Origin of the sequence: Marinifilum sp. N1E240, assembly GCF_009295825.1 — a bacterium.
Classification (GTDB): domain Bacteria; phylum Bacteroidota; class Bacteroidia; order Bacteroidales; family Marinifilaceae; genus Marinifilum_A; species Marinifilum_A sediminis.
In genome coordinates this window covers 48,026-63,054 of the sequence record NZ_WHKF01000010.1, presented here as the reverse complement: position 1 = coordinate 63,054, position 15,029 = coordinate 48,026, and the positions used below count along the sequence as shown (strand labels likewise).

Below are 15,029 nucleotides of genomic sequence, written 5' to 3'. Positions count from 1 at the left end.
TTTTTTCATTTTGAGATGCTCCAAAACTGCTAATTCTTTATTTTTAAAATTCGCTTACCAATTTGATTTTTTCACTCAAAAATCACCGTTATCATAAGCAAAACAAGAGTTTTTTCAAGATTTATATTTTTTTGCGTTTTTTTTTCATTTTTATATCAAATTGCCCGCCAATACTATAAAGCAGGTAAGTATTGTTTACTGGTGTAAAAACCATTAATTTCGGCAAAATAGAGTTTGCGATTTCAATTTAATCGCTCTATATTTGCATCGCTTTTGAAAACAAAGCATACACAATGATTCCTTAGCTCAGCTGGTAGAGCACAACACTTTTAATGTTGGGGTCCTGGGTTCGAACCCCAGAGGGATCACTAAAGACAACCAAAGTCTTTTACAAAAAATCAGGATGATTCCTTAGCTCAGCTGGTAGAGCACAACACTTTTAATGTTGGGGTCCTGGGTTCGAACCCCAGAGGGATCACTTATAGACAACCAAAGTCTTCAAAAAATCAGGATGATTCCTTAGCTCAGCTGGTAGAGCACAACACTTTTAATGTTGGGGTCCTGGGTTCGAACCCCAGAGGGATCACTAAAAACCGTCGATAATTACATCGATGGTTTTTTTATGCCTTTTTCCTTCAAAATCATGACTATACCAATATAGGATGGTTTATGGTGACAATCTACACAAAAGATCGAGAGCGCTTTTTCGGAGAGGTTTTGAACGGTAAAATGGAATTATCTGAAATTGAAAAACAGGCAAATTTATTTTGGAATAACATTCCTCTATATGACAATCATATGTTTCTCGGTGAATATGTCATTATTCCTGATCATATACATGGCATAATTGGCAGTGTCGGGGATTGTAAGGACGTTTCATTGCTACGTCAACCCCAAAAATTACAAAAATCAACACATGTGTTCCATTTCTCCAAAATCTGGCAGTTTATCTGTGGTGATAAGATCGTTCAAATCAGCATTAACAAAATGGTGCAAGTAGAATAGTAATTTTTTTGTTTGATTGGTTACCTCGCTTCCTTGATAGAATTATCAAAAATCAAAAGGAATTTTAAAAGATCAAGAAATATATTCGTAAAAATCCTATAATATGGAACTCATAATATGGATGTAGCAATGCTACGTCACCTACTTAAAAACTTCCATTAATTTTTTCTCCAACTGAAATACGGTTTGTGGTACATCAACAATTTTAAGTGAAGGATCCATTAAAAACAAACTTGGAGTTACGTAAACATTAAACTGACTTGCGACTGTTCCATTTAAGCCATCGGTATCACACGCATTTATCCAGGGAAAATCATTATAAGAAATGATTTCTTTCCAAAAATTAAGGTTATTATCTAATGATACAGCAACAACCTCTAAACCTAAATCTTTGTAAGTATAGTATAAATTCGAAATTTCATTCAACATCTCAATACTATGTCTACAACTGCCCGACCATACCACAACTAAAGTTAACTCACTATTTACATCACTTAACGATTGAATTCTTCCATCCAGTGAATGATAAAGTGGAATATCTGGAGCTTGCCAACCTTTTTTTATCTGTTTGTAGTTGCTAATTCTATTTCTTATGGTGCGGGTATTTAACACATATTCGCAAGTATTTAAAACACGATAAGCATCTGTTACAATATGGTAAACCTCTGTATAAGTCTCCTCAGGATATTTGTTCATCAAATAATTCGCAAGATATTTTTGTGAATCAGGATCCAACTCTGTTAACCAAAACAAATTCCCAATTACATCTTTTATTTTTTTAAAATTCCCAATTTCAATCAGTCCTTCAAGGTCACGTAGCTTTAAATATTTGCCAATTTTCTCATAGTAAATAGGCGTACCCGCTAATAAGGAATCACTAAAGGCAAAAAAATCAAAAAAATGCTTTAGATAATAATCTTCAGCTTTTTGCCCTTTTAATTTTACATCAGACATAAGTTCCTGCTGTGCCAATGCAAAACGTGCCGACCAAGAATCAATATGACTCCCCCATAGATCTTTTAGTAAACTTCGCTTCTCTCTTTTGACTTTCTTATAATCAGTAAATAAATCTTTGTAAAGATTATCTTTTTCATTCTGATTTTTTAAATCGTCATGCAATTCTGATATTGATTCATTTAATATTGAAAACTCTGACAAATAGTATTGATATTGATTGTTCTCATCACCATCAGGGAATCTTAAATCACCACCTTTAAAACTTCCCGAAAGAGAAAACTCAAGTTTGTGACCACTCATCCTAAAATCAACAAACCCATCCTTACCGCTGATTCTATAAAAACCAGGTTCTCCATCCCAATCAAAAGTCAACTTTCCTTCCTTATCTGTACTTGAATTTGCTACAACGAAAACACCACCATCATCTCCCTGCAAAAGCATTAAACTTTCATTTGTATAATCAGGAAATTCAGCGTTTATTGACATTTTATTTTGAGCAAAAACCGAATTCGTGAGTACTAAAAAAGTAATAAATAGTAACTTTTGAAACATACCAAGAACATATTTAAAGTGAATTATTCTGCAATAAGGATGTATAAAGGTACATATTCTTATTATGTAACACCAGCTAAATTCAATTCAAAAAACAATACAAGCGCCTAGAACTATAAATATGAAGCACTTTCATTTTTATAGATTTAAAAAAATCTTTAAATTAGCAATCCTGATTCCTTAGCTCAGCTGGTAGAGCACAACACTTTTAATGTTGGGGTCCTGGGTTCGAACCCCAGAGGGATCACACAGCTATCGGAAATATTCGGTGGCTTTTCTTTGCTATATTATCCCATCCTATTCTTTCTAATTTGATGAGTTACTGCTTATTCCGGATGAACTTCAGTAGGAATTTTTGTTATTTTTATTTATTCTATATAAATTTAAAATAACCCTTCAACTTATCATTTACATGGATACAATTAAATTAGTAATCTGGGACTTAGACGATACTTTCTGGAAAGGAACTCTTTCCGAAGAAGGTATAACTCCAGTTAAAGATCATATTCAACTGATAAAAGATCTAAGTTCACGTGGTATTGTAAATTCAATTGCTTCCAAAAATGATTTTGCTCTTGCCAAACAAAAATTGCAAGAACTTAAGATTTGGGACTATTTTATATTTCCTCAAATCAATTGGAATCCAAAAGGACATAACATTCAACAGATTATAGAAAGCGCTCAATTAAGAGCAGAAAATGTTCTATTTATTGATGACAATCATTTGAATTTGGCAGAAGTGCAATTCTACAATCGAGACATTTGGATAAAAAAGCCAGATTTTATTTCTGAAATTTATTCTCACATTGCATTTAAAGGTAAAGATGATAGTTCCTTTTCCCGATTAAATCAATATAAAATACTAGAAAAAAAAGAGAAAGAAAAAGACCATTTTTCTGATAATACAGAATTTCTTGAATCATCTGAAATACAATATTCAATCATTAACGACCTTAGGCCTATAAAGGATAGAATATTGGAGTTAATTAATCGTACCAATCAAATTAACTACACGAAAAAAAGAATAAACAGCGAAGAATTAGATATTCTTCTATCTAACTCAGATTACAAATGCAAGGCTATCAGACTTAAAGATAGATTTGGCGAATACGGTATTGTAGGATTTTATGCACTACATAAGAAAAACAATAAACTTGAACACTTTCTGTTTTCGTGTCGATCAATGAATATTGGTATAGAACAATACATTTATTCACTATTGCAATTTCCTGACATTAATAAAGTTGGAGATGTGACAGTGGAACTTAATCAAACAGATCATCCTCATTGGATTAAAGAGGTAGAAGATTGGAGCCATTCAACGGTTAAAAAAAATGATTCAAATTCAACAAAAATTTTTCTTAAAGGTGCTTGTGACCTAAAACAAATGGCACATTACCTCTCCTATAAAAATGTTGATGTTCTTACGGAATTTAACGATGTAAATAGCAACAATCATCCTGTTGCAAAATCGAGTACCGAAATATTAGTACAGTCAGAAAATATTTCAGATCATGAAAAACAGAATCTGGTAAACAATTTACCATTTCTTGATGAGAATGCTTTTAATAGTGAAGTTTTTTCGAACCAGTACGATATACTAGTTTATAGTTTGCTTGTTGATTACACTATGGATTTGTTCGAATCTAAAACTACAGGTTTAAAAATTCCATACGAGAGCTACTCCGATTTTCCCAAAGAAACTGAGAAAGAATTTGTAGAGCGTTGTAGCTATCACAACTTTAAAAGTATGGATAAAAATTTCTACCAATACTTTGTAAGTGAGTACAAATTCGTTGGGCAAATTAGTGAAGAGCAATTGACCTTAAACCTGAATTCAATTCGTAAAAAAGTCTCCAAACCTATTATTTTTATTAATGGTGCTGAAGTCGAATCTCCAATTTCAAATAAATCAGAATACAATATTGCCAAAAAACGACATACACGAATGAACAAAGTATTGGAAACTTTCTGCAAGAATCATCCAAACACATACATTTTAGATGTCCGAAAATTTGTCACTGAAAATGATATCAACCACAGTATTCGCCACTACAAAAGAACCGTTTATGAAAATATGGCCGATGAACTAGCAGCAATAGTTGGTGAAATCAAGAATCAAAAACTTGAAAAAAACATTTTCTTGTATAGTTATCTGCGGTCAAAAGAAATAATTTATCATGGAATAAAAAAAATGGCTAAGCACCTTTTGTCTAAAGCAGCACTCCTCTCAAAATAAATTCATACCTCCGTTACAAATAATTACGCTCATTATTTATACATAAGTATAAATACTTTTTCTTTTTGATTATATTTATTGTGATAATTATTTTCAAAACATGCAACGCATGATTTCCGCATTCGTCATTAGAATAGAAATAGATTAATGAGCTCAGTATACCGAAACATTCACCAGGATTTAATTGAGCTTTGCGGAAAAAATGATCCCAAAGCACAATTCAAAATTTATAAGCTTTATTACAAAGCAATGTACAACTCATCTTTACGAATTGTAAAAGATGAATACGAAGCAGAAGACATTATGCAGGAAGCATTTTTGTCGGCTTTTAAGAACATTAGCAAGTACAAAGGTGAAGTGAGTTTTGGTGCCTGGCTTAAAAGAATTGTTGTCAATCGTTCTTTGGATAGTTTAAAAAAGAAAAAATTAGAATTATTTCCTCTCGAATTTGAAGCTCACAAGCTAAAAGCTGAAGAAATAAAACTTGAAGTAATTGACACCAAAGAACAGATTGAAGAAATTAGAAATGCTATTGACCTGCTACCAACAGGTTACCGAATAATACTGAGTTTATACTTGATTGAAGGCTACGATCACGAAGAAATTGCATCCGTTTTAAAAGTGAATGCATCTACTTCACGATCACAATTTTTAAGAGCCAAGAAAAAGTTAATTCAGATTTTAAAAGAAAAGAAAACCAAAAAATTGCTGTAAAAACCCGTCTCTCATTTCTACTGATTTTTAAAATCGGTAAATCCGAAAAGAAGGTTACATACAACAATACAATTAAAATTTGTATGTATGAAAGAATTGGAAAAAGTATTTAGAGAACATCAGGAAGAATTTAATGATCATGAACCTTGCGAAGGTCATTTTGATATGTTTCTTTCGAAATTAGACAAAAACAAACAGAAAAAACCAACTTTTAAAATATCAAACCTTTTAAAAGTGGCGGCAATCGTTATTTTTGTGATCATTTCGGGAATTACAGGCTATCAGATTCGAAATTTACAGGGTGACCAAATTGGATTAGGTGGAATTTCACCTGAATACAGAGAGGTTGAAATGTTTTATACGTCGAATATCGACAGCCAATTACAAATGATCGAAAGAATGGGAACTTTTGACAACACGCAACATCAAAACATACTGGCTCAGGAGTTAAAAGATATGGATGAAAGATACAATCAATTAAAAACAGAACTAAAATTACATCCTGATGATGATCGTGTAATTGAAGCTATGATTGAATATTATCAGGTTAAAACCAGTATTTTAAATCGCATTATTGAACAATTGTATCAGGTCAGAAAACAGACAAAATCAAACTTGAATGTTTCTGCCTAAAAAACTTTAACACAAGAAATAAAAAGTAAACTTCAAATAAACTGTAAACGGATGAAGACAATAAAATTTAAACTTTCGGCTCTACTTTTAGTATTATTCATAAGCTTAAATACAAGCGTATTTGCTATTGATGATTACGAAAAAGAAATTAAAGAGGTTTTCCCAGTTAGCATGGGAAATGACTTAAGTATCAGCAGTAAATATGGAGATATCGACATTAAAAACTGGGAAAAAGATTCGATTTCGATTAAAGTTTTAATCACCATTGAAACTACCAGCGAAGAAAAAGCAAAATTACTCTTCCATAATATCGATATTAAAATGAATAAATCCGGACAATCCATTTCTGCTCATACTGAAATGTCTCACAAATTTAAAACCGGAAAAAAATTCAAGATCGATTATGAGGTGTTTATGCCTAGCTATATTAAGCTTGATGTTTCAAACAAGTTTGGTAATATCTTCATCAGCCAATTACGCGAGAAAGCAAACATCAACTTAAGTTATGGTAATTTACGTGGCGAAAGCTTTCTATATCCTGAAGAAAAGCCAGTTAGCACAATTAACTTATCCTACGCAAAAGCCACTATTGATGAGTGCAATCGTACAAAATTGACTTTAAAATATTCAAAAATGAATATTGGAACTAGTAAAGCTTTAGTTGTAGTGAGTCGTTACTCAAAATTACATTTAGATAATAACGAAACTGTAATTGCCGATTCTAAATACGATGCATTCAATGTAATAAATACAAATACCTTTATGGTAAATATGGGTCAATATTCCGATTTCAGAATAGAGAATGTAAACAAAAATCTAGAATTAAACCTTCGATATGGAAATTGTAAAATTGATAATGTATCAAAGGATTTTGAGTCGATAAAAGTTGACAATCAATATGTAGCCAGTAAAATTGCAATTGAAGAAGGTGCCTCCTATACCCTTGAAGCTGAAACGAAATACTGTGGAATTAATTATCCTGATAATGCACAGGTAATTCAAAAAATTGTTGACAATTCTGAAACCTCACTAAAAGTAATCGTAGGCGACTCAGATCAAGTCAAAGGAAAAGTGAAAATTAACAGTCAATACGGAAATGTAAGTTTACGATAACAAATCAAAATACAAGCAAGAACCTCTTTCATAATTTGGAAGAGGTTTTTTTTATGATTTTTCTCAAAAAACCTAAAATTTAAGCTACGAAACACAGCATGTACATCATATTATTGTAATTTTATGCTTTAAACAATAACAACCTTAAAATGACCGTCGCTGAAAGAGTAAACGCATTGCGTTTTTTAATGAATGAAAAAGGAATTCAAGCCTATATTGTAACCAGTTCTGATCCACACATGAGCGAATATGTACCAGATCGCTGGACTACTCGTCAATGGATTTCAGGTTTTACCGGATCAGCAGGAACAGTAGTAATTACAAATGACAAAGCTGGTCTTTGGACGGATTCAAGATACTTTCTTCAGGCTGAAACACAACTAAAAGATAGTGGAATAACTTTATTTAAAATGGGTACGCCTGGCACTCTATCTCCTTTCGAGTGGTTGGCAAAAGAGTTACCTATTGAAGCACATGTAGGATTCGATGGAACTTGTTTCTCTGTTACTCAAACGCGTGACCTAAAAAATCAGTTGGGTAATTTAGACATTCATATCATTGAAGAATATGATTTGGTTGGAGATATTTGGAAAGATCGTCCTCAATTACCTAATGGCATTATATTCGATCATGAACTTAAATTTTCTGGTCAAACCAGATATTCTAAATTAACTCAGGTTCGTAAAAAAATGGAAGAAAACAAGAGCAATTATCACTTTGTTGGAAGCATGGATGATGTTGCATGGATATTCAATTTGAGAGGATCTGATGTTGATTACAACCCTTTAGCATTAGCTTATGCGATAATTGGGAAAGAGAAGGCATGTGTTTATTTAAATGAAGCGAAAATTTCAGATGTCTTACTAAAAAGTTTAGCTGAAGATGAAATTTCAATCGCCAGTTACGGACAAATTTTTAATGACTTAGAAGAACTTCCTGCTTCAGCAAATGTTTTACTTGATGTCAACAGAACCAACCTCAAAGCATTCTACTCTATTTCTGCTAACATTATTGAAAGAGAAAACCCTTCGCAACTTTTCAAAAGTTTAAAAAATGAAGTTGAGATAGAAGGCATGAAAAATGCCATGAAAAAAGATGGTGTTGCCTTAACACATTTTTACTATTGGCTGGAAGAAAACCTAGAAATAGAATCTATTACAGAATTTACTATAATGGAGAAACTGAGAGAGTTCCGTAGTCAGCAAGAAAATTTTAAAGGTGAAAGTTTTGGAACCATATGCGGATACAAAGATCATGGTGCCCATCCACATTACTCTACCACTCAGGAATCAAATGTTGAGATCAAAAAAGATGGAATTTTACTAATCGATTCTGGAGCTCAATATCTTGATGGAACAACCGATATCACAAGAACAATTCCTTTAGGAGAAATGAGTGAAGAAGAAAAATTGGATTACACTTTGGTTTTAAAAGGTATGATTCAATTGGCAATGGCAGTTTTTCCTATGGGTACTCGTGGTTGTAATATTGATATTTTAGCTCGAATGGACTTGTGGAAAAATTTCAGAAACTACGGACACGGAACAGGACATGGTGTTGGTTGTTTTATGAATGTTCATGAAGGTCCTCAGAGTATTCGTCAGGAACTAAAGGAACAGGCGATGATAAAGGGAATGATAACCTCCAATGAACCTGCCTTATACCGACAAGGACAATATGGAATTCGACATGAAAATTTGATTCTTTGTAAAGAAGCTGGATCATCTCAGTTTGGAGATTACTTAGAGTTTGAAACCATTACTCTTTGCCATTTTGAAACAAAAGGTGTTAATGTTGACATTTTAACGCAAGATGAAAGATATTGGCTGAATTCATATCACCAGAAGGTATATGACCAATTATCACCTCAATTGGATGCAAAACACAAAGCCTGGTTAAAAGATAAAACCAAAGCAATATAAAATTTAAACGCCTCATTAATTGAGGCGTTTTTTTATGAATAGATCGTAGCAACAATTTTACGACGTCCTCCTCTATTTCTGAATTCACACAAATAAATTCCTTGCCAGGTTCCCAAATTTAAACTTCCATTACGAATTGGAATTGTTAAATCGGGACCAAGCAAGCTTGCTTTTACATGAGCTGGCATATCGTCTGCACCTTCGTAAATATGAGTATAATATGGCTGATTTTCTGGCACCAAATGATTCATGATAGATTCAAAATCCTCACGAACAGATGGGTCTGCATTTTCATTAATGCTTAAGGCAGCAGAAGTATGCTTAATGAACAAATGCAAAATTCCAACTTCAGGTAAATTTGACAATTGATTTATAATCTCCGAATCAATAAGGTGATATCCTCTTGAATAGGCAGGTAATGTAATTTCTACTTGATGAACCATTTTCTGTTATAAAGATTTCTTCTAAAATTAAACTATATGCTAAATTAAATATTCAGATAAAAAATACCAAACAGCAAAAATTCCCAGCTTTGAATTCTGCTTCGATGGCAATCTAACAAAACTCAAAACTGGGAACCGCCTTACTTACCTATTGTATTTATACCACTATTTTTCCTTACTTAATGTCTGATACGAACATTTACATTCACTTTATCTTTCTTAAAAATATTCTTTACACAAGCAATCATTTGCTTTTCTGTCATCTGATCTTCAGATTCAATTTTACGGATTCTATCCTTTAAATTTGAATCCTTACTCAAATGTTTTGCCAAATGCACTTTGGTTTCAGCCGGACCGAAAAGATAAATCTCCTCTGCTTCTGAAAGGCAATCTGTAATCTCCTCAAAATATTGCTTAAATTGATGCCTCCTCCGGTGAGTCATTCTTTTAGCTGGGTTAATAAACTGATTCCCCATTTTGGAATATGCTTTTGTTTCCCCTTTAAAACGAACTCGTGTTTCCACATCTGATTCAATTATTTCCACATGACTTTCATCATTTTTTAATGTAATGATATAGGCTTTTTCGGTGTCTAACCAAACTCCAATATTATTTTTCATCTTCGCCTCCTTTAATGAATAGATTCTTATAAAATAAAAGGTTTATTTTTGGTAGGATAATGAGAGATTTTATTCCGTTTTTTTTCGTGAAGACAACCAGTTAATATTTGTAGGATTACGTATGTCATAAACTTATCTGTTCTAATTGCCTTTCGGTATCGGATTTATAATAAAATTACAAATTATCCGAGTCCTTGTCAAGCACTTGCACCATGTAAGGTTATTATTAATACGAAAATAATGCTCTACATCAACAACTAAATCATGAAGAAACTATTTCCATAAGATTTCATAATCAAGCTATTTATTAATGAGTTTAAAATGAGAGGAGTTCACTATCTTCAGCTAGTCAAATAAAAAACGGGATTCAATATTTGAATCCCGTAGAACATATTCCTATTTATTTTTTTATTCAGATAATAAGCAATTTACGCTCAAAATGTTTATCAATACATATATCAAATTTATGGAACAATCCTGAAATGTTCCTGTACAAAAACAAAACATGCATCATCAACAGCATTACAAACAGCATTATAAGCTTGTAATTTCACGTTCTCCTCTCCTTCTACTTTGGCAGGATCAGGCAGATCAAATATCTTAATTTCAGGATTTCCAATCAATTCTGGTAATTTATCTGATAAATTCTTATCGAAACACAATACGAAATCAAATTCTTTTTCATCCAAATCTGAAAGGCATTTCGATTTGTATTCAGGTATATCCATTACAGCTTCAGCCATTGCCTTTTGAGCCATAACATTAATCTTACCTTTCAATAAACCGGCACTCCATACATTTATGTGCTTTTTTCCATAGTAATTCAGCCATTTCTCAGCCATTTGAGAACGAGCTTCATTTTTATCGCTAATTACCAATACTTTCTTCACTTGAACATCAATTTTTATTAATTCAACAAATGTATAAAATAAGCTTTACCAAAAAACTTGTTTAGGAACAGCTACAAATTATCTCTATCTCTTTGCGTACAACTCAATCTCCTTAAAAACACGCATAAAATTACCTCCCCAGATTTTATGTATATCTTCTGCTGAATAATCTCTTTTAAGCAACTCAATGGTAATGTTCATCATTTGGCTAACATCAACACAATCTTTTAATCCACCACCGCCATCAAAGTCGGTTCCAATTCCAACGTAATCAACACCTATCGTCTTCACAATATGATCGATATGATCTACTGCATCAGAAACGGTTGGTTTCTCTTTAGGATAATCAATTTGAAGTTGTCTCCACTCATCCCAAATTTTCTTCTCCTCTTCCGGAGTCATTTTTCCTGCTTTCCTGTATCGCTCGCGCAATTCCAATTCTTTTTTATATCGCTCGGTATTTTTATTTGCTGCCTTAACGTAATCGTCAAGTATACACATTTGAATAACACCGCCATTTTCAGCCAAAGCTTTCAACATGTCATCGTTAAGATTTCTTGGGCTATCGCAAACCGCACGTGCACAAGAGTGAGATGCTAATACAGGTGTTTTTGACAAATTTATAACATCATAAAATGCACTATCCGAAATGTGAGAAACATCAATTAAAATTCCCAATCGATTCATCTCTTTCACCACTTGTTCTCCAAACTCACTTAATCCATTAAATTCAGCTCCCTTTCTGTCGGTAGAGGAATCACAAATATCATTATTAGATGTATGACAAAGCGTAATGTATCTCACGCCTTTATCGTAATATCGTTCCACCTCAGAAATTGTAGTCCCAATCGGAAATCCATTCTCCAGCCCGATATAAATGGCTCGTTTACCTTCCTTTTCAAGTCGGTACCCATCTTCAACACTTGTAGCAACTTCAGCCAATTGATTGTGCTGCTTACATGCTGAATGAATGGAATCGATCAATTCATCGGCTTTTTCCCTGGCAATTTGAATGTTTTCTTCAGTTCTATCTCTTTGAGATGTAAACGCCGCAAAAAATATTCCATCTAATCCACCTTCCTTCATTCTTAGAAAATCAACTCTGCTACCTCCTGGAGTATATTCATGATATTCAGCTATGTTAAAATCTTTATCTAACAAATGATATGGAGTATCAACATGTGTATCAATAGTAAATGCATGATTATGAATTTTAGCTGCCTTCTGTTCAAAACTTTCACAAGATGTAAATACAAGATTACTGAGAAACAAAAAAGACAAAAATATAGCCTTTAATTCGAACAATTTCATAATAAATTTAGATTTTAGAAGTTAAGATTTGTAAAGATAATTGACTTAAATGAATAAGCATCTGAATTTCCGTATTTTAAATTTTATGCAAAATGTTCATTATTTTCAAATTGCTTTGTATATTGGTGTTTTGGTTATTTTCCGGAACTAATCCAATACTATAATTTGCACTGTAATTTAATTTTATGATTCAATCTATTTCTCGTATTGTGTTAATTTGTTTTTTGATATTACCACTAATATCTCAAGCTCAAAACTCTACTATCAATGGTACAATTCACGATTCCAGTAATAATCCTGTTACAGGAGCGCACATAAGCATCAAAAATCACGAGCAAATTACAAGTAGCGACAGTTTAGGTAACTTTTATCTTAATGTAAAAGCTAACGATAGAATTACATTACTTATAACTCATATTAGCTTTCAGGATTATCAGAAAAATATTGTTTTGAAAAATGGTGAGGCGAAAAAGTTGCAAGTAACCTTACATTTAAAACAAGAAAACATTCAAGAAATTAGGGTCGATGCTGATCAAAATATAAGAAGTAAAGCAACTGCTATCAATACCAAACACATAGATCAAATACCAGTTACCGGTAGTGGTAAAATTGAACAGATTATAAAAACTCTTCCCGGAGTTAGTTCCAATAATGAATTGAGTTCTCAGTATACGGTTCGAGGTGGTAATTTCGATGAAAATTTAGTCTATATTAATGAAATAGAGATTCATCGTCCAAATCTAATTCGCTCTGGACAGCAGGAAGGACTTAGTATTATTAATCCAGATTTGGTTTCTTCAATTCAATTTTCATCAGGAGGTTTCGATGCTAAATATGGAGATAAACTTTCATCGGTTTTAGATATAAAATACAAAGACCCCGGCAGTTTTGAAGCTTCCACAGAGATAAGTATGCTTGGAGCGTCAGCGCATATTGGCGATAAAAGTAAAAACCAAAAATTCTCCTATATCGCAGGAGCACGATACAAAACCAATCGTTATCTGCTACAATCTCTCGACACCAAAGGAGAATATGAGCCAAATTTTAAAGATTTTCAGGCATTGATAAATTATCGTTTTAGTTCAGCAATTAGCCTTCATACCTGGATTAGTTTTAGTGAGAACGATTATAGGTTTAGACCTGAAAACAGGACGACTTCATTTGGAACAATAAGTAATGCCTTACAACTCAAAATCTATTTTGAGGGTCAGGAAAAAGACGAATTTAAAACCAATACGCAAGCCTTCACCTTTAAATATCACCCGAATTCAAACTCTTTAATTCGATTAATTGGTAGCAGATATCAAACCACTGAAGAAGAAAAATTTGATATTATGGGACAATACTACTTAAGCGATTTATTTGTCTCCCAAGGAGGATCAACAAATGAAAGTATTGAAAATTTAGGAGTTGGAACTTTCATTGATCATGCGAGAAATAAACTTGAAAAAGATGTTTACACTCTGGATGTAAAAGGTGATCATTCTATAAATGATTGGTTTCTTCAATGGGGAGTTGGAATAAAATCTGAAGAGGTAGATGATAAAATAAATGAATGGCAATATCAGGATTCTGCAGGTTATTCAGTCCCAGTTTCCGATTCGGATGTACTGTTAGCTTACGCAAGAAATGCCAAAAACAAAATCGATTCAAAACATTATAAATCATTTGTCCAGGCAACAAAACTTATTGAGTTAGAAAATGGAGAATTACAACTTACCGGTGGTGTACGATATCATTACTGGGATTACAACAAAAAAGAGATTTTTTCGCCTCGCGCGTCATTAAATTACATTCCCGATTGGAAAAATAAAGTGAAATTCCGTTTGGCTGCCGGGTATTATAAACAAGTCCCATCCTATCGGGAAATGCTGATGATTGATGGAAATATTAGCCCAAAATTGGAATTTCAAAAATCAATTCATTACGTACTAGGTCAGGAATACTACTTTACCGCTTGGGACAGACCGTTCAAATTTTCCAGCGAATTATATTATAAAGATTTAGTTTCAGTAACTCCTTACGACATCGAAAATGTCCGAATTCGTTATTACGCTGATCAAAAAGCAAAAGGATATGCTGCAGGACTCGATTTACGTATAAATGGTGAATTTGTACCTGGAACGGAATCCTGGGCTAGCCTATCCATAATGAAAACAGAAGAAAATATCATTGGAGATCAAATGTCTTCTATTCCGCGTCCAACAGATCAGAGGTTTAATTTTTCAATGTTTTTTCAGGATTACCTGCCAAATAACCCATCGTATAAAATGCATTTGAGCTTATTTTATGGAGGTAAATTACCAGTATGGAGTCCCAAAAATGGAAAAAATGGAGGTTCATTTCGAATGCCAAACTACAAAAGAATTGATTTAGGCTTTTCAAAAATACTTGTCGATGAGAAGATGAACAAAAGAGGTTTCTTAAAACACTTTAAATCGATGTGGTTGGGACTCGAGATTTTTAATGTGCTGGATATCAACAATACAATCTCTTATTTATGGATTAAAGATGTTTCAGGAAATCAGTACGCAATCCCAAACTATTTAACTGGTCGAAAGTTGAATTTAAAGTTGAGTGCCAAATTTTAATGAATGAATCTTATTTTTATCAATTCTATTAACAATTAC

At 32.8% G+C, this 15,029-nt stretch carries 12 protein-coding genes and 4 tRNA genes; 11 read left to right on the top strand and 5 right to left on the bottom strand.

The genetic code is table 11. From position 1 onward, the window contains the following. The first annotated feature begins 295 nt into the window (after positions 1-295). From GCQ56_RS17805 to GCQ56_RS17790, 4 genes are all read left to right on the top strand, one after another. Positions 296-368, top strand: a tRNA-Lys gene (locus GCQ56_RS17805). Between the two features lie 37 nt (positions 369-405). Next, positions 406-478, top strand: a tRNA-Lys gene (locus GCQ56_RS17800). Positions 479-513: 35 nt separating this feature from the next. Beyond that, positions 514-586 (top strand) — tRNA-Lys (locus GCQ56_RS17795). 83 nt (positions 587-669) lie between these two features. Further along, complete coding sequence (locus GCQ56_RS17790) at positions 670-1,005, top strand: hypothetical protein (RefSeq protein WP_152735886.1); 336 nt, start codon at positions 670-672, stop codon at positions 1,003-1,005. Positions 1,006-1,146: 141 nt separating this feature from the next. Here GCQ56_RS17790 and GCQ56_RS17785 read toward each other — a convergent pair whose 3' ends face one another. Continuing rightward, positions 1,147-2,448, bottom strand: coding sequence for a TlpA disulfide reductase family protein (locus GCQ56_RS17785; protein WP_193323829.1), 1,302 nt, complete (start codon positions 2,446-2,448; stop codon positions 1,147-1,149). Positions 2,449-2,688: 240 nt separating this feature from the next. On the opposite strand from GCQ56_RS17785, the gene GCQ56_RS17780 reads away from it, so the two are divergent. The 6 genes from GCQ56_RS17780 (at position 2,689) to GCQ56_RS17755 (ending at position 9,135) form a co-directional block, all read left to right on the top strand. Next, positions 2,689-2,761 (top strand) — tRNA-Lys (locus GCQ56_RS17780). Between the two features lie 165 nt (positions 2,762-2,926). Beyond that, positions 2,927-4,753: an HAD-IIIC family phosphatase gene (locus GCQ56_RS17775; protein ID WP_152735884.1), complete on the top strand. Its 1,827-nt coding sequence runs from the start codon at positions 2,927-2,929 to the stop codon at positions 4,751-4,753. Positions 4,754-4,900: 147 nt separating this feature from the next. After that, entirely contained in the window at positions 4,901-5,467 is a 567-nt protein-coding gene (locus GCQ56_RS17770) for an RNA polymerase sigma factor (protein WP_152735883.1), read from the top strand. 87 nt (positions 5,468-5,554) lie between these two features. Beyond that, on the top strand, positions 5,555-6,100 hold the full coding sequence (locus tag GCQ56_RS17765) for a hypothetical protein (protein ID WP_152735882.1): 546 nt from the start codon (positions 5,555-5,557) through the stop codon (positions 6,098-6,100). 51 nt (positions 6,101-6,151) lie between these two features. Beyond that, entirely contained in the window at positions 6,152-7,213 is a 1,062-nt protein-coding gene (locus GCQ56_RS17760) for a hypothetical protein (protein WP_152735881.1), read from the top strand. A 149-nt stretch (positions 7,214-7,362) separates the two neighbouring features. After that, positions 7,363-9,135: an aminopeptidase P family protein gene (locus GCQ56_RS17755; RefSeq protein ID WP_152735880.1), complete on the top strand. Its 1,773-nt coding sequence runs from the start codon at positions 7,363-7,365 to the stop codon at positions 9,133-9,135. Positions 9,136-9,167: 32 nt separating this feature from the next. On the opposite strand, the gene GCQ56_RS17750 is transcribed toward GCQ56_RS17755, so the two are convergent. The 4 genes from GCQ56_RS17750 to GCQ56_RS17735 all read right to left on the bottom strand — a co-directional run bounded on the left by GCQ56_RS17750 (position 9,168) and on the right by GCQ56_RS17735 (position 12,399). Further along, positions 9,168-9,578 (bottom strand): secondary thiamine-phosphate synthase enzyme YjbQ, encoded by a 411-nt coding sequence (locus GCQ56_RS17750; protein WP_152735879.1) that lies wholly within the window; start codon positions 9,576-9,578, stop codon positions 9,168-9,170. Between the two features lie 179 nt (positions 9,579-9,757). Then, positions 9,758-10,198 carry a hypothetical protein gene (locus tag GCQ56_RS17745; protein WP_152735878.1) on the bottom strand — a complete coding sequence of 147 codons (441 nt, stop codon included), beginning with the start codon at positions 10,196-10,198 and terminating at the stop codon, positions 9,758-9,760. 464 nt (positions 10,199-10,662) lie between these two features. Continuing rightward, positions 10,663-11,088, bottom strand: coding sequence for a hypothetical protein (locus GCQ56_RS17740; RefSeq protein WP_152735877.1), 426 nt, complete (start codon positions 11,086-11,088; stop codon positions 10,663-10,665). A gap of 84 nt (positions 11,089-11,172) precedes the next feature. Beyond that, complete coding sequence (locus GCQ56_RS17735) at positions 11,173-12,399, bottom strand: dipeptidase (protein ID WP_152735876.1); 1,227 nt, start codon at positions 12,397-12,399, stop codon at positions 11,173-11,175. Positions 12,400-12,584: 185 nt separating this feature from the next. Between GCQ56_RS17735 and GCQ56_RS17730 the strand changes: the two genes are divergently transcribed. Next, the gene (locus tag GCQ56_RS17730) at positions 12,585-14,990 is read left to right on the top strand and encodes a carboxypeptidase-like regulatory domain-containing protein (RefSeq protein ID WP_152735875.1); all 2,406 of its coding nucleotides are present in this window, start codon (positions 12,585-12,587) and stop codon (positions 14,988-14,990) included. The last annotated feature ends 39 nt before the right edge of the window (positions 14,991-15,029 follow it).

Coding starts and splice junctions, on each gene's coding strand:
- GCQ56_RS17790 (WP_152735886.1), top strand. CDS start 670: ATGGTGACAATCTACACAAAAGATCGAGAGCGCTTTTTCGGAGAGGTT.
- GCQ56_RS17785 (WP_193323829.1), bottom strand. CDS start 2,448: ATGTCAATAAACGCTGAATTTCCTGATTATACAAATGAAAGTTTAATG.
- GCQ56_RS17765 (WP_152735882.1), top strand. CDS start 5,555: ATGAAAGAATTGGAAAAAGTATTTAGAGAACATCAGGAAGAATTTAAT.
- GCQ56_RS17775 (WP_152735884.1), top strand. CDS start 2,927: ATGGATACAATTAAATTAGTAATCTGGGACTTAGACGATACTTTCTGG.
- GCQ56_RS17735 (WP_152735876.1), bottom strand. CDS start 12,399: ATGAAATTGTTCGAATTAAAGGCTATATTTTTGTCTTTTTTGTTTCTC.
- GCQ56_RS17750 (WP_152735879.1), bottom strand. CDS start 9,578: ATGGTTCATCAAGTAGAAATTACATTACCTGCCTATTCAAGAGGATAT.
- GCQ56_RS17745 (WP_152735878.1), bottom strand. CDS start 10,198: ATGAAAAATAATATTGGAGTTTGGTTAGACACCGAAAAAGCCTATATC.
- GCQ56_RS17730 (WP_152735875.1), top strand. CDS start 12,585: ATGATTCAATCTATTTCTCGTATTGTGTTAATTTGTTTTTTGATATTA.
- GCQ56_RS17755 (WP_152735880.1), top strand. CDS start 7,363: ATGACCGTCGCTGAAAGAGTAAACGCATTGCGTTTTTTAATGAATGAA.
- GCQ56_RS17770 (WP_152735883.1), top strand. CDS start 4,901: ATGAGCTCAGTATACCGAAACATTCACCAGGATTTAATTGAGCTTTGC.
- GCQ56_RS17760 (WP_152735881.1), top strand. CDS start 6,152: ATGAAGACAATAAAATTTAAACTTTCGGCTCTACTTTTAGTATTATTC.